General features: G+C 73.8%; 22 protein-coding genes. 7 read left to right on the top strand and 15 right to left on the bottom strand.

All coding sequences use genetic code 11. From position 1 onward, the window contains the following. Positions 1–49 precede the first annotated feature (49 nt). From JQC91_RS05080 to fliF, 5 genes are all read right to left on the bottom strand, one after another. Positions 50–1,096 carry a FliG C-terminal domain-containing protein gene (locus tag JQC91_RS05080; RefSeq protein WP_203285720.1) on the bottom strand — a complete coding sequence of 349 codons (1,047 nt, stop codon included), beginning with the start codon at positions 1,094–1,096 and terminating at the stop codon, positions 50–52. 22 nt (positions 1,097–1,118) lie between these two features. After that, entirely contained in the window at positions 1,119–1,943 is an 825-nt protein-coding gene (fliP, locus tag JQC91_RS05075) for a flagellar type III secretion system pore protein FliP (RefSeq protein WP_203285719.1), read from the bottom strand. Next, positions 1,940–2,278, bottom strand: coding sequence for a FliM/FliN family flagellar motor switch protein (locus tag JQC91_RS05070; RefSeq protein WP_203285718.1), 339 nt, complete (start codon positions 2,276–2,278; stop codon positions 1,940–1,942). Before JQC91_RS05070 ends, fliP begins: the two co-directional genes overlap by 4 nt. Beyond that, positions 2,250–2,786: a hypothetical protein gene (locus JQC91_RS05065; protein ID WP_203285717.1), complete on the bottom strand. Its 537-nt coding sequence runs from the start codon at positions 2,784–2,786 to the stop codon at positions 2,250–2,252. The genes JQC91_RS05070 and JQC91_RS05065 overlap by 29 nt, the downstream gene beginning before the upstream one ends. An 88-nt stretch (positions 2,787–2,874) precedes the next feature. After that, on the bottom strand, positions 2,875–4,404 hold the full coding sequence (gene fliF, locus JQC91_RS05060) for a flagellar basal-body MS-ring/collar protein FliF (RefSeq protein WP_343069904.1): 1,530 nt from the start codon (positions 4,402–4,404) through the stop codon (positions 2,875–2,877). A 207-nt stretch (positions 4,405–4,611) separates the two neighbouring features. On the opposite strand from fliF, the gene JQC91_RS05055 reads away from it, so the two are divergent. From JQC91_RS05055 to JQC91_RS05040, 4 genes are read left to right on the top strand one after another with little or no spacing between them, the layout of a single operon-like run. Further along, entirely contained in the window at positions 4,612–5,115 is a 504-nt protein-coding gene (locus JQC91_RS05055; protein WP_203285715.1) for a flagellar basal body-associated FliL family protein, read from the top strand. Then, positions 5,112–5,963 carry a FliM/FliN family flagellar motor switch protein gene (locus tag JQC91_RS05050; protein ID WP_203285714.1) on the top strand — a complete coding sequence of 284 codons (852 nt, stop codon included), beginning with the start codon at positions 5,112–5,114 and terminating at the stop codon, positions 5,961–5,963. The genes JQC91_RS05055 and JQC91_RS05050 overlap by 4 nt, the downstream gene beginning before the upstream one ends. Continuing rightward, positions 5,960–6,325, top strand: coding sequence for a hypothetical protein (locus tag JQC91_RS05045; protein WP_203285713.1), 366 nt, complete (start codon positions 5,960–5,962; stop codon positions 6,323–6,325). The genes JQC91_RS05050 and JQC91_RS05045 overlap by 4 nt, the downstream gene beginning before the upstream one ends. A gap of 17 nt (positions 6,326–6,342) precedes the next feature. Next, complete coding sequence (locus tag JQC91_RS05040) at positions 6,343–6,984, top strand: hypothetical protein (protein ID WP_203285712.1); 642 nt, start codon at positions 6,343–6,345, stop codon at positions 6,982–6,984. Between the two features lie 189 nt (positions 6,985–7,173). Here JQC91_RS05040 and JQC91_RS05035 read toward each other — a convergent pair whose 3' ends face one another. The 8 genes from JQC91_RS05035 to JQC91_RS05000 are packed head-to-tail and all read right to left on the bottom strand — an operon-like array spanning position 7,174 to position 13,238. Further along, positions 7,174–8,295, bottom strand: coding sequence for a flagellar type III secretion system protein FlhB (locus tag JQC91_RS05035; protein WP_203285711.1), 1,122 nt, complete (start codon positions 8,293–8,295; stop codon positions 7,174–7,176). Continuing rightward, positions 8,292–9,056, bottom strand: a complete 765-nt coding sequence (locus JQC91_RS05030) for a flagellar biosynthetic protein FliR (RefSeq protein WP_203285710.1) — start codon at positions 9,054–9,056, stop codon at positions 8,292–8,294. The genes JQC91_RS05035 and JQC91_RS05030 overlap by 4 nt, the downstream gene beginning before the upstream one ends. After that, the gene (flhA, locus tag JQC91_RS05025) at positions 9,056–11,140 is read right to left on the bottom strand and encodes a flagellar biosynthesis protein FlhA (protein ID WP_203285709.1); all 2,085 of its coding nucleotides are present in this window, start codon (positions 11,138–11,140) and stop codon (positions 9,056–9,058) included. Before flhA ends, JQC91_RS05030 begins: the two co-directional genes overlap by 1 nt. A 3-nt stretch (positions 11,141–11,143) precedes the next feature. Further along, positions 11,144–11,833: a lytic transglycosylase domain-containing protein gene (locus tag JQC91_RS05020; RefSeq protein WP_203285708.1), complete on the bottom strand. Its 690-nt coding sequence runs from the start codon at positions 11,831–11,833 to the stop codon at positions 11,144–11,146. A gap of 14 nt (positions 11,834–11,847) precedes the next feature. Then, positions 11,848–12,117 (bottom strand): flagellar biosynthetic protein FliQ, encoded by a 270-nt coding sequence (locus tag JQC91_RS05015; RefSeq protein ID WP_203285707.1) that lies wholly within the window; start codon positions 12,115–12,117, stop codon positions 11,848–11,850. Next, positions 12,117–12,431: a flagellar hook-basal body complex protein FliE gene (locus tag JQC91_RS05010; RefSeq protein WP_203285706.1), complete on the bottom strand. Its 315-nt coding sequence runs from the start codon at positions 12,429–12,431 to the stop codon at positions 12,117–12,119. The genes JQC91_RS05015 and JQC91_RS05010 overlap by 1 nt, the downstream gene beginning before the upstream one ends. A 10-nt stretch (positions 12,432–12,441) precedes the next feature. After that, positions 12,442–12,852, bottom strand: coding sequence for a flagellar basal body rod protein FlgC (flgC, locus tag JQC91_RS05005; RefSeq protein WP_203285705.1), 411 nt, complete (start codon positions 12,850–12,852; stop codon positions 12,442–12,444). After that, positions 12,852–13,238, bottom strand: a complete 387-nt coding sequence (locus JQC91_RS05000) for a flagellar basal body protein (protein WP_203285704.1) — start codon at positions 13,236–13,238, stop codon at positions 12,852–12,854. The genes flgC and JQC91_RS05000 overlap by 1 nt, the downstream gene beginning before the upstream one ends. A 79-nt stretch (positions 13,239–13,317) precedes the next feature. On the opposite strand from JQC91_RS05000, the gene JQC91_RS04995 reads away from it, so the two are divergent. Further along, on the top strand, positions 13,318–14,715 hold the full coding sequence (locus JQC91_RS04995) for a FliI/YscN family ATPase (protein ID WP_203285703.1): 1,398 nt from the start codon (positions 13,318–13,320) through the stop codon (positions 14,713–14,715). Here the strand turns inward: JQC91_RS04995 and JQC91_RS04990 are convergent. Next, entirely contained in the window at positions 14,654–15,886 is a 1,233-nt protein-coding gene (locus JQC91_RS04990) for a urate hydroxylase PuuD (protein WP_203285702.1), read from the bottom strand. The two genes, JQC91_RS04995 and JQC91_RS04990, sit on opposite strands and share 62 nt — an antisense overlap. A 115-nt stretch (positions 15,887–16,001) precedes the next feature. On the opposite strand from JQC91_RS04990, the gene puuE reads away from it, so the two are divergent. Then, positions 16,002–17,435: an allantoinase PuuE gene (puuE, locus tag JQC91_RS04985; protein ID WP_203285701.1), complete on the top strand. Its 1,434-nt coding sequence runs from the start codon at positions 16,002–16,004 to the stop codon at positions 17,433–17,435. Beyond that, on the top strand, positions 17,429–17,908 hold the full coding sequence (locus JQC91_RS04980; RefSeq protein ID WP_203285700.1) for an ureidoglycolate lyase: 480 nt from the start codon (positions 17,429–17,431) through the stop codon (positions 17,906–17,908). The genes puuE and JQC91_RS04980 overlap by 7 nt, the downstream gene beginning before the upstream one ends. Positions 17,909–17,949: 41 nt before the next feature. Here the strand turns inward: JQC91_RS04980 and JQC91_RS04975 are convergent, their stop codons facing one another. After that, positions 17,950–18,762 carry a bifunctional allantoicase/(S)-ureidoglycine aminohydrolase gene (locus JQC91_RS04975; RefSeq protein WP_203285699.1) on the bottom strand — a complete coding sequence of 271 codons (813 nt, stop codon included), beginning with the start codon at positions 18,760–18,762 and terminating at the stop codon, positions 17,950–17,952. Positions 18,763–18,809: the final 47 nt, after the last annotated feature.

Here is an 18,809-nt window from a genome sequence, read left to right as displayed (position 1 = left end):
TCGGCACCGGACGGGTGGCCGGTCGCCCGCTCCCAGTTGGCCAGGCCCGTCAACGCCGCTTCGTCAAGGCGATGTCGTCGGCCCGGAGGAGACCCTTCGCCGCATCGACCAGCTTGAGCTGCGCGGCCTGCGCTTCCTCCGCCTCGGGGTGGCCCCGCTGCTCGATCTCGCGCTCGAGCATCCCGCGGCTCCGGGCCGGGAGGGCCGACAGGAAATGCTCCCGCATGGTCTCGTGGGTTCCGGCTAGCGCGGTCGGGACGAGGGTGCCCTCGACCTCCCGCATCAGGCGCGCGAGCCCGCGCGGATCGATGCGGATCATGTCGTCGAAGGTGAACATTCGGTCGCGCACGTCCGCCCCGACGGCAGGGTCCGTCCGATCCAGCGCCTCGATCGCCTCGGCGCGCTCGTCGGGTCCGAGCGCGCTGAGCATCTCGGCCACGACGTCCCGCGCGGATCCCTCCGCATCGTCGGAAGCTCGCGCCACGAGATCGTCGTGCACCGCGGCCTCGATGTCGTCGATCAGATGATCTGGATACGTGCCGAGCGCCGTCATCCGCTCGATCACGTCGGCGCGCCGATCCGTGGCGAGCAGGGGATAGACGGCGGCGGCGGTCCGCGGGGGGAGATGCGCGAGGATCGTCGCGACGGCCTGCGGGGGCTCCGGTGCGAGGCAGGCGGCGATGCGGGCCGGCTCCATGGCGGCCAAGCGCCGCCATGCGGCGCGCTCCCGCCGCGGGGTGCCGCGCCCGTCCAGGATCGCCTCGACCTCGGCGTCGGGCAGGATCCCGGCGAGGAGGCGACGCGCCACGTCGCGCCCTCCGATGGACGACCCGCCCCCCGCGACGGCATCGGCGAACTCTGCCAAGCTGGCCTCGACCAGCGCGGCGGGTACACGTCGGAGGGTGGACAGGGCGGTCCCAATCCGCCGGAGGTCCGCTTCCTCCAAGCTGCGCATGAGGGCACCGCCCGTCTCCTCCCCGAGGGAGACCAGAACCAGCGCGGCCTTCTCGGCCCCGGTGAGCGTCGCCGTGTCGGACGCGGCGCCGCCGGAGGGCGGATCGGTCGCGGGGCCGTCGGAGGGAAGGATCGAGGTCATGGGTTCACCGGGTCCGGGCGGGTCAAATCGGGGCGGCGGGAAGGTAGCTCTCGATCAAGCTCCCCGCGAGCATCGCCCACCCGTCGATCAGGACGAAGAAGACGATCTTGAACGGCAGCGAGATCAGGACGGGCGGGAGCATCATCATGCCCGCGCTCATGAGGATGGATGCGACGATCAGGTCGATCGCGAGGAACGGCAGGAACAGCAGGAACCCGATGGTGAACGCTTGGCGCAGTTCGGAGATCGCGAAGGCGGGAACGAGCTCCCGCCAGCCCGGCCCGTTCGTCGCCCCGCGCGGCGGGGAGGCGTCCGCCGTCCGCGCCGCGATCCCCTCGAAGAGCGCGAGGTCCTCGGGGCGGGTGTTGGCCTCCATGAAGGCGTGGAACGGCGCCGCGATCCGCGCGACCGCCTGCTCCTCGGTGATGGCGTCGTCGAGCAGGGGGCGCAGCCCGTCCTCCCACGCGTCCTCGAAGACCGGCTGCATGACGAAGAACGTCAGGAAGAGCGCCATGCTCGTGAGGACGACGTTGGGCGGCGTCTGGGCGAGGCCCAAGGCGGAGCGCAGGATCGAGAGGACGATCACGAAGCGGGTGAAGCTCGTCATCATGACGAGAAGGCCAGGCGCCACGCTCAGGACCGTGGTCAACGCGAGGACCTGCAGCAGGCGACCGCTGAGCGTGGCACCGTCGTCCCCCGCGCTCTTCGGACCCCCGCCCTCGATCGCGGACGAGACGTCCTGGAGGAGCCCTCCGAGATCCTGGGCGGACGCGGCGCCCGCCCCGGCGGCGAGCAGGAGCGCGGCGAAGGGGGTCGCATAACGAAGGGGGCGGGCGGGCACGATCACGCGCGGGCCGCGCCCGGGTCCATCAGGACCTCCGTGAGGCGGAGGCCCACGGGCCCGCCCTCGGTCCGCACGAGGTCGCCCCGCGCCACCAACCGGCCCCCGACCACGAGATCGACGGGATCCCCGACCCGACGGTCGAGATCCACGACCGCCCCGGCGCGGAGGGCCATCACCTCCGCGAGGGTCATCCGTGTCTCGCCGAGCACGATCTGCACGTGCAACCGGACGCCCATCATCGCCCGCATCTCCACGCCGTCGCCCCTCCGCCGCGGGGTCGAGGCCCCTTCCGCCGGCTCCAAGGGGGCATCACGGTCGTCCTTCGTCGCCACGTCCATCGGCGTCGGCCTCCTCTCCAAAGAGCGCATGGTCGAGCGCGGCGCCCAGCCGCTCCAGCGCCTGCGCGGGATCCATCTCCGCATGCCCGCCCCGCCATTCGACGCGCGCGGCGCCCGCGGCGAGGCCGGGATCGACGATCACGTCGACGGTGATCGTGGGATCGATCGTCTCGGCGAGTTCCGCGAGCGCGGACCCGTGACGGTCGGCTGCGGCACCGGCCAGCGCGATCCGCAGATGCGGGCTCCCGATGGCCAGCGGGAGCGCGTCGCGGACCAGATCGGCGACCCGTTCGATGCCGGCCCGGCGCACGGACGGCACGAGCCGCGCGAGCACGTCCCGCACGAGGCGCGTCGCCCCGCGCTCCGCCTCCCCGAGGTCGCGAGCCCGGTCCGCGACCCTGTCCGCGAGCGCGGCGCCGATGGCGTCCAGCGCCGCCGTCGCCTCGGCCCCCGCGTGGCGGCGGCCCTCTTCCCGGCCCTCCGCTCGTGCGGCTTCGACGTCGGCCATGGTCGGCCCCTGCGGCGGCGGCGGAGCCGCCGCGACGCGTGGGACGATCCGCAAATCGCGGTCGATCCGGTATCGTGCGCCCGTCACGTCAGGTCCCCGCCGCCAGCCAGCCTCGGATCGCGCGGGTGGCCTCGTCGGGCCGCTCGAGGGCGAGGTCGCGCGCCCGCTCCAGCGCCGTGCGTTCCACCGGTCCCGCGACCCCAGGCACGTCGACGCGGGAGGGCACCGGCTCGTCCGCAGGACGGTCCGGCAGGTCGGGTGCGGCCGGGGCCGCGGATCCCGGATCGACCGCCTCGGGCGGGGGCGGCGCCAAGGCCGCGAGGGCGGGCCTGAGGCCGAGGCGAAGGACCAAGGCGACCACGGCCACCGCGAAGAGGCCGCGCAGGGCGGACGGGACGAGGCCGACCATCAGCCGCACCAGGTCCGAACCGCCCTCCAGCCCGGGGACGGGGTCCGCCGGCGCGAACCGCATCGTCTCGACCGACACCCTGTCCCCGCGCTCCGCGTCGAACCCGATCGCCGCGCGCACGAGCGCGGCGAGGCGCTCCATCTCCTCTGTCGTCCGCGGCGTATAGGCCATACCGCCCGCACCGTCAGGCTCGCCCATCTCGTCGACCAGCACGGCGACGGAGATGCGGGCCACCGCGCCGGGCTCCGACACGGTCTCGGTCCGGGTCGACCCGATCTCGTAGTTGACGACCTCGTCGGAGCGGTCCCGCTCGCTGGTCGCGCCCCCTCCGCCGCCCGGCGCGCCGAGCGGCGCGGGCAGGTTCCCGGCGACGCCCACCTCGTCGCGCGCGCCGTCCTGATCCCGGCTCGTCTCCGCCCGGGTCTCCGTCGAGCGGACCACCCGGCCGTCGGGGTCGAACGCCTCCGACTGGGTGATCTGGCGCACGGAACTGAGGTCGACGTTGACCTCCACGCGCGCGCTCCCCGCGCCGACGCGGGCCGCCAAGAGGCGTTGGACGTTGGCCCTCAGCCGTTCCTCCAAGGCGCTCTTCCGCCCCTGCAGGGCGCCGCCCGCGCCCGCGACCGCTTCGTCACCGGGGCCGAGGATCGTCTCGCCCGCCCCGGAGAGCACCGTGATCCGCCCCGGCGCGAGGTCGGGCACCGCCGAGGCGACGAGGGCCCGGATCGCGATGGCCTGGCGCTCCGAGACGGTCGCGCCGGGGCGGCTCCGGACGATCACCGACGCGGTCGCCTCCGGCCGCTCACGGGAGAACGCCTCCCGCTCCGGCAGCACGAGATGGACGCGGGCCGCGGTGATCCCGTCGATCGTCTGGATCGACCGCGCGAGCTCCCCCTCCAAGGCGCGGAGGCGGTTCACCCGCTGGAGGAAGGTGTTCATCCCCAACCCGTCGGCGTCGTCGAAGAGTTCCCATCCCGGGGCCCCCTCGGCGAGGAGCCCGGCCGTCGCGAGCGTCATCCGCGCCCGCGCGACGTCCTCACGGGGGACGGAGAGCGTGCCGCCGTCCCCGGACACCTCGACGTCGAACCCCGCCTGCTCGAGGGCGCTGACCATTCCGCCCGCCGCCGCCGGGGAGAGGCCGCTGTACAGCGGCGCGTAGGTCGGGGCGAGCACCGCGCCGACCGCGATCGCCATCAGGGTCACGAGCACGATCGCGGTCCCTCCCAACGCGAGGAGGCGGGTGCGCCCCAATCGGGCGATGCGTTCGAGAATCGGGGGCATGGGTCTCCGGCCTGTCGTCGGATGGACCATGCGTCCCAATGCTTAAGCGGCGCTTAATCGAAGCGGCGAATTGTTCTCATTACGTTCTTGCCCGACCGCCGGAGGGCGCGCCACCTTGCGGGGAAGGAGGCCGCAATGCCCGCACCGCCTAAGACTTTCCCGCTGCCCCGCCGTCGTCTGCTGCTCTCACTCGCGGCGGTCGTCGTCCTGCTCTCGATCGCGGGCGGGGCCTACGCGGTCTTGGACCCTCGGGGCGACGCCCATGCCGAGGTGGCGGACGGACCGCCTAGCAGCGTGCCGGTGCCCGCGCCCGATGCGCCGCTGACGGTGCTCGAACTCGAGGAGATCGTCGTCGACATTCCCGGTCGGAGCACGTCCGGGACGCCGATCCACCGCTTCCTCAAGGCGGACTACGCCATCGTCCATCCCACGACGCCCGAGGTCGACGCACACTTGGACGGCATGCGCCCCTACGTCCGCGACGCTTTCGTGGACTACACGCGACTGCTGCGAGAGCCGGACCTCGTCGGGTCGGACGGGATGGCGCAGATTCGCGCGGACCTCCTGCTTCGTGCCCGGGCCATCCTCGGTCCGGACCTCGCGGTGGAGATCCTCATCGCCGATTTGGTGCTGCAATGAACGCCGCGCCCGCCCTGCCCGTAGAGGCCGCGTATGTCGACGCCGCGACGGACCGCCGACGGCGCGATCCGGAGTTGGAGGACCAGCTCCGGGCGTTCCATCGTGCGGTCGCGGCGATCTGCGCCGAGCGCTGCGGTCCGGTGGCTCCCCCGCTGTCGTTCGACCTCCGCTACGGAAGTTGGCAGGACCTCGAGCCATCGGGCCCGGGGACGTGGCTCGAACCTCGCGAGGGAGATCGAGCCGCATACCTCCACCTATCGGACGCCGCCGCAGAGGCGCTGCTGACCGGCATCCTGCGCGCCGACCCGGACGACCCGCCGCCCGACCTTCAGTCCGCCGTCGCGCGTCGAATCTTGAAACGGCTCTCGGACGCGTTGGGAGACGCGTTGGGAGACGCGCTGCATCCAGGGCGCCGCCGCTCGGACGGTCCCGCCCGGCCGACCGCGCGGAGGGCTCGCAGGCCGCTTTGCGGCGATGCCGTCCGCATTCGGATCGTCCTCGGCGGCGGAGAGGCCGACCTCGCCGCGCTCGTGCCGTTGCGGGCCGACCGGACCGCGCCGATCCGCGGCGATGCCGGAGATCGGCCCCGCCGAAAGGTACCCACGAGCTTGCTCGAGGCCGAGATTCGCGTGGCCGCCGTCATGGAGGTATCCCTCCTCGTCGGAGACGCGATGGGATGGGATCCCGGGGCGACGCTCGACCTTCCCGGCGACCCGGCCGCGCCCCTCGACGTCCGGTGCGGGGATGCGGCCCTCTTCCGTGGGCTGCTCGGACGCGGCCGCGGCGACGCCCTCGGCCTCCGCCTCCTTTCCCACGACGACTCCGACGACCCCAAGGAGACACCATGACGATCGACCTCGTCGACGCGACGATCACCGCCCTGCTCATCGGGACGGTCGGATATGCTTTCCTCTTGGACCGTCGGGTCCGGGCGTTGATGGCCGCCTTGCAAGGTCTCGAACCTGCGGTCCGGGCCTTCGCGCAGGCCGCGGACAGGACCGAAGACACGGTGATGCGGCTGCGGACGGACCCCCCGGTCGCCGCCCATGCCCACGAGCCCTTCCGCACCACGCGGCAGGCGGATCGCGATCGACGGCCGGGGCAGCGCGGGCCATCCGACCACCCCGTCGTCGAGACGACCGCCAAGGCGGACCTGATCCGCCGCTTCTTCGATGCGGCGCCGTCCAACGGCGCCGGGTCCGGACGGTGAGGGTGCGACCCCTCCCGGTGGCGCTCTGCGGCCTCGCCCTCGCGACGGGGGCCAAGCTCGCGAGCGTCGTGCCTCTCCCGCCGCAGCTCGCGGCGCCGCTCGCGTCCGCGGTGGTCGGATCCCTCGCGATGCCCGCACGCGCGGCCGATGCGGAGGCAACGCCGTCCGATCCGGGCGACGCGGAACCGGACACCTCGAGCGACGCTCGCCACACCGGCAACGAGTGCACCGCGCCGGAGGCGGTCCTCGCCCTCATCGCGGACGAGCGGGCCGATCTCGCCGAGCAGGTCGCGGCGCTCGATGTCGAGCGGGCCGCGATCGAGGCGCTCCGCCTCCAGGTGGATGCCGACCTCGCCGCCCTGTCGCGGATGCGCGACGAGCTTCAGGTCCTCGTCGACGGCGTCGAGCGCCGCCAGAGCGAGGACTTGGAGCGACTCGTGAACCTGTACCGTGGGATGAAGCCCGCTCAGGCCGCGGCGATCGTGGCCGACATGGACATGGGCGTGACCATCTCGATCCTCGGCGCAATGGCCGAGCGGGACGCCGCCCCCATCCTCGCCCGGCTGGACCCGATCCGCGCGGGCGCGATATCGCGCGTCCTGTTGGAACGGGGAAAGCTGCCGGCCGACCGCGACCTGTCCGGCCTGCGGCTGCGATGAGCCGAGGCCTGGGCTAGCCTCGTTCGCCGACGGGACCTTCCGTTCGGTGGGGTCGGAGCACGCATGGCGCATGGCGCCGGCGCGTCGCACCTTCGAGGTCCCCGTCCCGAAAGGCTGTCAGGTCGCCGCGAGGCGCATCTCGCGCCCTGGGAATAAGCCGGAGCGCGCGATCGCCGGACGGCCCCGGCGTCACGCGTCGTGGCGGAGCGCGGCGCCCGTCGGAGGGCGCCGCCAGCGGCCAAGGCGCAGGTCCTCGACGTAGCCCACGATCTCGGCGACCGCCTGCCAATGCTCCGGTGGGACCTGCGCCTCGAGCTCGACGGTGGCGTGCAGCGCGCGGGCGAGGGGGCGGTTCTCGACCAAGGGCACCCCGGCCTCCACCGCGAGTTCGCGGATCCGCGCCGCGCGGAGGTCCGTGCCCTTCGCCACGCAGACGGGTGCCGCATCGCGCCCCGCAACGTAGCGCAACGCGACGGCAAAGTGGGTGGGGTTCGTGATGACCACGGTCGCCTGCGGCACGGCGGTCGCCATCCTCTGCCGCGCCCGCGCCCGCCGCACCCCGTCCCGGCGCGCCCGCAGCACGGGATCTCCCTCGGAATCCTTGTGCTCGTCCCGGATCTCCTTGTGGGTCATGCGCTGCTTGGCGCGCCACCGCCGCCGCTTCCACGCGACGTCGGCTCCGGCGATCCCCGCCATGAGCAGGGCCACCGTCGCGATCATGCCGGCCGCCGTCCCGCCCGTCCGGTCCAGCACCGCGCGGGGATCGAGGCCGCCCCGGCCCCATGTCGCCTCCACCGCCGGCCAGCCGAGGCCGATGGAGAGGGCAGCGACCAGCGCGACCTTCGCGATGTTCTTCGCGAACTCCATCAGCGCATCGGGCGAGCCAAGCCGCTTGAGGCCGCCGATCGGCGAGAGCTTCGACCAGCGCGGTGCCAGCCGGCTCGGGGCGACGACGACGCCGCCTTGCGCCGCGATGCCCACGAGGGCGGCCGCGCTCAGGACGGCGAACGGCGCGGCGAGCGTCCCCGCCACCGCCCGCGCGAACGGTCGCAGGACGTCGCCGGCATCCGCGAGGCCCGGCGCGTGCACGCCGAACCGCACGCTGCCCGCGAGGTGCATCGCCCCCGCGAAGGCGCGGGCGAGGTCGGAGAGCAGGCCGGGCGCGAGAGGGCCGGCGATCACGGCGAGCGCGACGAGGCCGGCCACGGCCGCGGGCTCGCGCGAGGCCGGGGTGTCGCCCTTCCTGCGCGCGTCGCGGAGCTTCTTCTCGGTCGGCTCCTCGGTCTTCGAGGCGCGGTCCTGCTCGCTCATGCCTCGACCTCGAAGGTGCCCAGCCAGCGGGCGAGCCCGCCGAGGAAGCCGTCGAACAGCGTCGGCCCGCTCACCGCGAGGACGACGAGGCCGGCGGCCATCAGAAGCGGGACCGCCACGAAGAACACGGGCAGCGTGGGCATCGCCCGGTTCGCGAGTCCAAGCCCGAGGTTGAGCAGCAGTCCCATCACGTAGAACGGCGCGGTGATCGAGAGCCCGATCCGGAAGCTGGCGGCGGCCGTGCCCGCGATGCCCGCCGCGAGGTCCCCCGCGGGAAGATGGCCCGGCGGGAACGCGACGTAGCTCCGCAGGAGGGCAGCGACGATCAGGTGGTGGAGGTCGGTCGCGAAGATCAGCGCGACGCCCGCAATGAGCAGGCCGGAGGCGACCATCGTCGATCCCTCGAACGACCCGAGGCCGGGCGCGAAGGCGTTCGACAGCCCGATCGCCGTCCCGATCTGAAAGCCAGCGAACTGGAGCGCCGAGAGGAGGATGCGGGCGCTCAGGCCGATCCAGAGGCCGATCATCGCCTCGGATGCGATCAGCAAGGCAAGGGTGGCGACGCGGGCGATCCCGGCCCCGTCGGCCAAGGGCGTCGCGGGCAGCAGCGCGGCCGAGACGGCGAGCGCGCAGACCAGCCTGACGCGCACGGGAACTGCAGTCTCGCCGATGCCCGGCAGGAACGACATGGCCGCGCCGATCCGCGCGAAGACGAGCACGTAGCCGAGGAGGCGGGGGACGAGCAGGTCCTCGAGCGTCATCAGTCGCCGATCCGGGCGACGGTGTGCACGGCGACCTTCCGGTGCAGTTCGGTGTGCGCGAGGACGGGGGTCGTGGGGCTGACCCGTTCGAGCATCGCTCGGATCGCCGGGCGGAGTTCCGCGGGCACGAGCAGCGCGGGCCACTCGTCGCCGTCGGCGAAGCGCTGGATCTCGCCACGCGCGGCGAGGACGAAGTCCTGCACCCGGCTCGGCGCCAAGGGCAGCGCCCCCCCTTCGGACGCGTCGCGGGACGCGTCCCCCAGCTCCCGCTCCCATCCCGCCCCGAGCGCGATCACCGGGACGCGGCCTTGGGCGTCCGCGAGCCCATGGCAGATCTGGCGGGACAGGCGGGCGCGGACATGGGCCACGAGCGCGGCGACGTCGGAGGTGGACCGCGCGCGCTCGGCCACCGCCTCCACGATGGTGGCGAGGTCGCGGATCGACACGCGCTCGGCGAGCAGCGACTGAAGCACCTGCTGCAGCAGGACGATCGGCTGGCCGCCCCCGATCTCGGCGGCGAGCGCCTTGTGGTCGCGGCCCAGCCCCTCGATCAACGCCTTCGTCGCCGCGTGGCCGAGCAGATCGACCATGTTGTCCTTCACGATCTCGGTCAGGTGGGTGACGATCACGCTCTCCGGATCCACGACCGTCAGCCCTGCCCGCTCCGCCGCCTCGGCGCCCGCGCTGTCGGTCCAGACCACCTCCAGCCCGAAGGTCGGATCGCGGCCCGCCTCGCCGGGCGGGACACCCTCGGACCCGACGGGCGCGATGACCATCTGCCCGCCCGCGCGCACCTCGCCGCGCGCGACCTCGGTGCCGCGGATCGAGACCGTGTAGGCATCGGGCGGGAGGTCGGGGTCGTCGGTGATCCTGACCTTCGGCAGCACGAAGCCGTAGTCGCGGGCGAACACGCCGCGCAGGCCGCGCACCTTGGGCGGCAGCGCCGCGCCGGGGCGGCCGACGAGCGTGGCGAGGCCCGATCCCATCGACAGGCGCAGGTCGTCGAGCGCGAGATCGTCGGCCGGGTCGTCGGAGGGCGCGGCGGCCGCCCCGGCCTCGGCGCGGAGGCGGGCGGCCTCGGCGCGCTCGGCCTCGAGCGCATCGCGCCGCATGGCCTCGCCCACGGTGGCGATGCCGAGGGCGAGGGGCGCGAAGACGATGAGGGGGAAGCCCGGCAGCAGGCCGATCCCGAAGAGCAGCGCGGCGGCCATGAAGGTGGCCTTGGGGTAGCCGCCCAGCTGCTTGAGCACGGCCTCGTTCGCCGCGCCCTCGGTCCCCCCCTTCGTCACGATGATGCCCGCCGCGAGCGAGACGAGCAGCGAGGGAATCTGGCTGACCAGCCCGTCGCCGATGGTCAGCACGGTGTAGACGTCCGCCGCGTCGCCGAGCGCCATGCCGTGCTGGAGCGTGCCGATGACGATGCCGCCGACGATGTTGATCCCCGTGATGATCAGACCCGCCACCGCATCGCCGCGCACGAACTTCGACGCGCCGTCCATGGCGCCGTAGAACCCCGTCTCGGCCTCGAGGTCCTTCCGCCGCGCGCGGGCCTCCGCCTCGTCGATGAGCCCCGCGCCGAGGTCGGCGTCGATGGCCATCTGCTTGCCGGGCATGGCGTCGAGGGAGAAGCGGGCCGACACCTCGGCGATCCGGGTCGACCCCTTGGAGATGACGACGAAGTTGATGATCACGAGGATCGCGAAGACGATCACGCCGATCACGAAGCTGCCGGTCGCGATGAAGCGGGAGAAGCCTTCGATCACGCCGCCCGCCGCGTCGGTCCCGGTGTGGCCCTCGGACAGGATCAGGCGGGTCGACGCGACGTTCAGCGAGAGGCGCAGCATCGTCACCACGAGCAGGAGCGTGGGGAAGGAGTTGAACTCCAGCGGGCGCGGCACCCAGAGCGCGACCATCAGGATCAGGGCCGAGACCGACAGCGACAGCGCGAGGCCGACGTCCAGCAGGATCGGCGGCAGCGGCACGAACAGCACCGCGAGGACGAGCGCCACGCCGATGGCGAAGGCCACGTCGCGGTTGGCCCCGTCGAGGAACAGCAGCTTCGGCGCGGGCGTGGGGGCGGCCATCGGTCAGTTCCGGGCGTAGAGGCCGCCGCGTCCGGACCAGCCGGCGCGGGGTGGGCGCGGGGCCGTGGCGGCGACGGAGGGAGGCTGCGATCCGGCGAGGGCGCGCAGGGCGTCGCGCTCCGTCGCGGCGAGGCGCCGGTTCCGGGCGAGCGCGGCGGCGTAGCGGGCGCGCGGGCCGGGGGTGAAGGAGTGGTAGGAGGCCGCCGCCGTCGTCCAGTCGCCCGTCCGGCGGTGGAGGTCGCGCAGGAAGCGGGCGGCATAGTCGGCGTTGCGCGCGGGGTCGAACCCGGCCTCGGGCGTCGGGAAGGCGTCGGGGTGCCAGCGGAGGTTCACCTGCAGGCAGCCCACGTCGATCGACCGCACCCCGGCGGCGCGGCGAGCGCGGACCCACGCCTCGGCGGCGGCGCGGGTGTCGAAGCGGCGGCCTTCGCCCGCGGCGTTCACGGACCACGGCCAGACCGTGAGACGCCCGTCCCGCCGCGTCCCGGCCTCCTGCAGCCCGATGGCGAGGAGCAGGTCGTCGGGGATGCCGTGCCGCGCCTGCGCGTCGAGGATGGCGCGCAGGCAGGCCCCCTCGGGCGCGACGGCCACCGCCTCGGGCGCCGTCGCCGCGGCACGGGCGGCGTCGCGGGCATAGAAGCCGGACCACCCCGCCGGGGAGGCCGACGTCGCCGTCAGCAGCAGGACGGCCACCGCCCCCCACCCCCTCACGACAGGCCCCCGCCGATGAGGTCGAACACCGTCTCGGCGAGCCGCGCGACGACCCCGTAGCAGAAGGGCACGAACACGATCAGGCCGACGAAGATCGCGGCGATCTTCGGCACGAAGGTGAGGGTCATCTCCTGCACTTGGGTCAGCGCTTGGAACAGCGCGATCACGAGGCCCACGCCAGTGGCGATGGCGAGGATCGGGCCGGCGGCGAAGAGGATCGCCCAGATCGTCTCGGTGAAGATGGCGTAGGCGTCGGCGTCGCGCATCAGATCTGCATCCGCAGGATGTCCTGGTAGGCCTGCACGACCTTGTCGCGGACCGAGACCGCGACGCGCAGGGTCGTCTCGAGCTCCATGGTCGCCTCGACCACCTGCTGCGTCCCGACCTCGCCCCGCAGGGCGCCCTCGGCGGCGGACTCCGCCGCGCGGGCGGTGGACGCCGCGCCGGAGGCGGCCGCGCGCACCATGTCGGAGAAGCTCTCGGGGCCGTCCGTCCGGGCGGCCGGCGCGGGGCGCACGTCGCGGGCGGCGCCGTAGGCCCCGCGGACGGCGGCGCCGGAGACGATGGTGGGATCGGACATGGCCTAGCCCTCAGCGCAGGAGATCGACGAGGCGGCGGCGCATCCCGCGCGCGGATTCGTAGACGCCGAGATTGGCCTCGTAGGACCGGACCGCCTCGCGCATGTCGGACATCTCGAGGATGGCGCTGACGTTGGGCATCTTCACGTAGCCGTCCGCGTCCGCCGCCGGATGCGCGGGGTCGTGGCGCAGGTCGAAGTCCGAGCGGTCCCGCCCGATGCGGTCCACCTCGACCATGGAGGCGCCCGTCGCGCGGTCCACCCGCTCGGCGAAGGCGATCGTCTTGCGGCGGAACGGGTCCGAGCCGGGCGTCGCGCCCGTGGACTCGGCGTTGGCCACGTTCTCGGCCACGACCTGCAGCCGCCGGCCCTGCGCGTGCATCCCGCTGGCCGCGATGCGGCCGATGGAGGAGAGCGGGTCCATCAGAGGTTGCCCGCCGCCGCGAGGCGGATGAAGTCGTGCCCCTTCTTGTAAAGCGTCGCCGCCAGCCCGTAGGCCCCGTCGATCTGCGCCGAGCGGATCGCCTGCTGCTCAAGGACGACCGAGTTGCCGTCGAGCGTCGTCGCCCACGCCGCCGGGTCCTCCGACACGCGGGCCGATCCGGCCCCGCCGAGGCCGGGGATGTGGGCCGCGTCGGTCGTCGCCGGCCCCGAGGGCGCGGCGTTCGACAGCACCGCGGCGAAATCCTCGATCCGGCGCGCCTTGAAGCCGGGCGTGTCGGAGTTGGCCACGTTCTCGGCCACGACGCGCTGGTCCTGGGCCAGCCACTCCATGCGGCGCGAGGCGAGGTCGAAGAGGGCGACGTCCATGCGCGTTTCCTTTCCCTTCACGATTGCCGGGCAGACCCGTGGGGCCACCCGGCGTCCCGAATCGACCTAGGGGAAAAACATGAACGGCTCCTTTACCGCTGTGGCCCGCGCCCTCCGCGAGACCCCTGCGATGCGGGTGATCGGCGAGGTCCGCGCCGTCTCCGGGCTCGCGCTCACCGTGGGGGGGCTGGACCGCGCGCTGGGGATCGGGGGGCGGTGCCGGGTGATGGGCCGGGCCGGGCCGGTCTTGGCCGAGGTGATCGGTGCCGACGGCGGCGGCCTGCGCGTCCTGCCCTTCGGCCATTGGCGCGGCGTCACGGTCGGAGACCCTGTGGAGGCGCTCGCGGGGGAGCATGCGCTCCATCCCTGCGACGCCTGGCTGGGCCGGGTGCTCGACGGGCTGGGCCGTCCGCTCGACGGACGCCCGCCCCCGGCCGAGGGAGGGACGGCCTTCCCCGCCCGGGCGGCCCCGCCCCCGGCCTTCGGGCGCCGCCGCATGGGCGCGCGGATCGACACCGGCGTCCATGCCGTCGACCTCTTCGCGCCGCTCTGCGCCGGGCAGCGCATGGGCGTCTTCGCCGGGTCGGGCGTCGGCAAGTCGACCCTGCTAGCCATGCTGGCGCGCGGGGCGCAGGCGGACGTCGTCGTGCTCGGCCTCGTGGGCGAGCGGGGGCGCGAGGTGCAGGACTTCATCCAGCGCGACCTCGGCCCCGACGGCATGGCCCGCGCGGTGGTCGTCGTCGCCACGGGGGACGAGCCGCCGCTGATGCGCAGGCAGGCCGCGTGGACCGCCACCGCCGTGGCGGAGGCGTTCCGCGACGCGGGCCGATCGGTCCTCCTGCTGATCGACAGCGTCACCCGCTTCGCCCATGCCCAGCGCGAGATCGGCCTCGCCGCAGGCGAGCCGCCCGCCCAGCGCGGCTATCCCCCCACCGTCTTCGCGGAACTGCCGCAACTGCTGGAGCGGGCCGGTCCGGGCGGCGGGGGACAGGGCGACGTGACGGGGCTCTACACGGTGCTCGTGGACGGGGACGACATGGACGATCCCGTCGCGGACGGGGCGCGGGGCCTGCTCGACGGCCACGTCGTCCTCGACCGCGCGGTGGCCGAACGGGGGCGCTTCCCGGCGGTGGACCTGCTGCGGAGCGTCTCGCGCGCGATGCCCGGCTGCCACGCCCCGGAAGAGGCCGGGCTCGTCGCCGCCGCCCGCCGGGCGCACGCACGGCACGCCGACATGGAGGACCTGATCCGGATGGGGGCCTACGCGAAGGGCTCGGACCCGGAGGTGGACCGCGCGCTCGCCCTCGAGGGGCCGCTGACGGACCTGCTGCGGCAGGCGCCGGACGAGGCGGGCGGGGCCGTGCCGTTCGGCGCGCTGCGCGACGCGATGGCGGCGGCGGGGATCGGGACGGGCCTCAGCCCCCGGAGCGGTACCACCGCGCCACCAGCGCCCGCTCCGCCGGCTCCATCCCGGTGAGGTTGGCGGGCGGCATCGCGTGGGAGGCCGCCGATTGGAGGTGGATCTCGCGCGCATGGCGCGCGATGTCCCCGTCCGTCTCGAGGACGACCCCCTTCGGCGCCCAGCGGATGCCGTCCCAGAACGGCTCGCGCGCGTGGCACATGGAGCAGCGGCCCCGCACGACGTCGGCCGCCGCCTCGAAGTGAGGCGAGGCGACGAAGGCCATCTCCGCCTCCGACAGGGCGCGCGCCTCGGCGGCCTCGGTGGCGGCCCCGGTCCACATCGGCGCGGCCCCGAGCCATGCGACGATCACGAACAGCACCGCCGCCACCCCCCACGTCCAGAGCGGCCCCCGCCCCGTCGCGTGCAGGGTGTTGAAGTAGTGGCGCACCGCGACGCCCACGAGGAAGACCAGCGGTCCCATAAGCCACGCCCCCGGTACCGCGAAGGCGGTCGGGTAGTGGTTCGACAGCATCAGGAAGATCACCGGCAGCGTCAGGTAGTTGTTGTGGGTCGAGCGCAGCTTGGCGATCTGCCCGTACTTGGCGTCGGGCACCCGCCCGGCCTTGAGGTCGGCCACCACGATCCGCTGGTTCGGCATGATCACGAAGAACACGTTGCCCGTCATGATCGTCGCCGTCATCGCGCCGAGGTGCAGCTGCGCCGCCCGCCCCGTGAACGTCTCGTGCAGAAGCCACGAGGACGCGACGATCCCCGCGAAGAGCACGAGCATCACCGCCGTGGGGTTGGACCGCAGCGGCGAGCGGCACAGCGCGTCGTAGCCGAGCCAGCCCAGCGCGATGAACCCCGCCGACAGGCCGATCGCCTGCCACGTCGTGAGGTCCCACTTCGCAGGGTCGATCAGGAACAGCTCCGCCCCCGCCCAGTAGACGATGGCGAGGAGGCCCGCGCCGCTGATCCACGTCATGTAGGACTGCCACTTGTGCCACGTCAGGTGCTCGGGCAGCCGGTCGGGCGCGACGGTGTACTTCACCGTGTTGTAGAAGCCCCCGCCGTGGACCTCCCATTCCTCGCCGTAGGCGCCGTCGGGCAGGTCGGGCGACCTCCGCAGCCCGAGGTCGAGCGCGATGAAGTAGAAGGACGCCCCGATCCACGCCATCGCGGTGATCACGTGCAGCCAGCGCACCGCGAAGGACACGAAGTCCCACAGCACCGCAAAGTCGTACATCCCGCGCCCCTCCGTCTCTCCGCCCCGCCGCTAGCACCTCCGCGCGCCGCGTAGAATGGCCCCGTGGCGCAGCGCCGCGCCTCCGGTGTAGGACCGGCGCACGGAGGATCCGCCCATGCCGCCACGCTACCCCCGCGACCTGCTCGGCCACGGCCCGACGCCCCCCGAGGCCGCGTGGCCGGGCGGCGCGCGCATCGCCCTGTCGCTGGTCCTCAACTACGAGGAGGGGGGCGAGAACAACGTCCTGCACGGCGACCCCGCCTCCGAGGCGTTCCTGTCCGAGATCACGGGCGCGCAGCCGTGGGCGGGGCAGCGGCATTGGAACATGGAATCGATCTACGAGTACGGCGCCCGGGCCGGGTTCTGGCGGCTGCACCGGATGCTGGGTCACCTGCCCGTCACGGTCTACGGCGTCGCCACCGCCCTCGCCCGCTCCCCCGCGCAGGTTGAGGCGATGCGGGCGGCGGAGTGGGAGATCGCGTCCCACGGGCTGAAGTGGGTCGAGCACAGGGACATGCCCGAGGCCGAGGAGCGCGCCGCCATCCGCGAGGCGCTCGCGCTCCACGAGGCGGTCACGGGGACGAGGCCCGAGGGCTGGTACACCGGCCGCTGCTCCATGAGCACCGTGCGCCTCGCCCACGAGGAGGCCGCGCCGCTCTACGTCTCGGACAGCTATGCCGACGACCTGCCCTACCGGGTGCGGATCGGCGACGCGGAGCAGCTGATCCTGCCCTACACGCTGGACGCCAACGACATGCGCTTCGCCATCCAAGCCGGGCACGCGGACGGGGCGTCGTGGGAGACGTACCTGCGCGACACGTTCGACTGCCTGCACCGGGAGGGCGGGCGCATGATGACGGTGGGCCTGCACTGCCGCCTCGCAGGGCGGCCCGGACGGGCCGAGGCGCTGCGCCGCTTCCTCGACCACGTGGCGCGGCACGACGACGTCTGGATCGCCACCCGAGCCGACATCGCGCGCCACTGGGACGCCACCCGTCCCGGCGGCACCGCGGCCCCCCTCTCCGACCGGGAGGTCGGCGACGGCCCGACCGTGCCCGAGATGGACCGGGCCGCCTTCGTCGACCGCTTCGGCGGCGTCTTCGAGCACTCCCCTTGGGTGGCCGAGCGCGCGTGGGAGTCGGAACTCGGCCCCGCCCACCACTCCGCCGCCGGCCTCCACGCCGCGATGGCCCGGGCCTTCCGCGCCGGCTCCGACGAAGCCCGTCTGGAGGTGCTCCGAGCCCACCCCGACCTCGCGGGCAAGCTCGCGGCCGCCGGGCGGCTGACGGCGGACTCGACGGCCGAGCAGGCGAGCGCGGGGCTGGACCTGCTGACCGACGACGAGCGGGCCGCGTTCCAGCGGCTCAACGCGGACTACGTCGAGCGGCACGGCTTCCCCTTCATCATCGCCGTCCGCGACCACGACAAGGCGGGGATCATGGCCGCGATGGAGAGGCGCGCGGCCCACGACACTGCCACCGAGCGGGCCGAGGCGGAGCGTCAGGTGGAGCGGATCGCGCGCCTGCGGCTGGAGGCGATGGCGTGGTGAGGCGGATCGCGGCGGGCCCGCTCACGGAGGCCGCCTTCGCCCCCTACGGCACGATCGTCGCCGCCGGGCGGGGCGAGGACCGCCTCATCAACGCGGGCCTCTGCCACCGCTGGCACGACCAGTGCCGCCCCGACGTGGCGGACGGGGAGGTGTCGGTCTCGGTCTTCGAGGCGGAGGCGCGGCGCCTGCCCTACGCGCTCGACCTCATCGAGCGGCACCCCATCGGCTCCCAAGCCTTCCTGCCGATGACCGCCCACCCCTTCCTCGTGATCGTCTCGGACGGGCCGGAGGCGGTGCCGCAGGCGTTCCTCACCGCGCCCCACATGGGCATCCAGTTCCACCGAGGCACGTGGCACGGCGTCCTCACGCCGCTGCACGCGCCGGGGCTGTTCGCCGTGGTGGACTACGCGGGGGATCGACCGAACCTCGAGGAGCACCGCTTCGACGAGCCGTGGGAGGTGGCCGCGGGGTGAACCCGCCCCGACCGGGGCTCGACGGACGCGCGCCGCGCCCGTCACCCCAGCCAGCCCGGCATCCGGTTCACGTCCTTGTAGAGCAGGTACCGGAACGGCCCCGGCCCGCCCGCATAGCAGGCCTGCGGGCAGAACGCGCGCAGCCACATGAAGTCGCCCGCCTCCACCTCCACCCAGTCGTCGTTGAGCGCATAGACCGCCTTCCCCTCCAGCACGTAGAGCCCGTGCTCCATCACGTGCGTCTCGAGGAACGGGATCGCCCCGCCCGGCTGGAAGGTGACGACGTTGACGTGCATGTCGTGGCGCAGGTCCGCCGGATCGACGAACCGGCGCGTCGCCCACGCCCTGTCCGTGTCGGGCATCGGGACCGGCGCCTCGGCGTCGTCGGTGGTGACGAAGGGCTCGGGCCGGTCCACCCCCTCGGCGGGCACGTAGCGCTTGCGGATCCACTGGAACGCGGCGCCGTCCTCCGACCGCATCGTCCAAGCGCATCCGGCGGGCAGGTAGGCATAGCCCCCCGGCGCCATCTCGTGCGCCGCCCCCTCGACGGTCAGCACCAGCGCCCCCCGCGTCACGAACACCACCGACTGCGCCTCCGGGTCCGCCTCGGGCCGCTCCGACCCGCCGCCGGGCGCCAGCTCGACCCCCGCTTGGAAGAACGTCTCGGCGAAGCCGGACAGTGGCCGCGCCAGCACCCACATCCGCATCCCCTCCCATCCCGGCAGGGCCGACGTCACGATGTCCGTCTGCACGCCGCGGGGGATCACCGCGTAGGCGTCGGTGAGCACGGCGCGGCCCGTGGTGAGGTGGGTCTGGGGCGGCAGGCCGCCGGCGGGCGAGGCATATCGGGTCATGCCCTCCCATAGCCGCGCGCGGCGCCCCCTTGCCAGACCGGCCGCAG

The organism is Jannaschia sp. Os4, assembly GCF_016820245.1.
In the GTDB taxonomy this organism is placed as follows: domain Bacteria; phylum Pseudomonadota; class Alphaproteobacteria; order Rhodobacterales; family Rhodobacteraceae; genus Jannaschia.
This window is presented reverse-complemented; position numbering and strand designations above follow the sequence as displayed.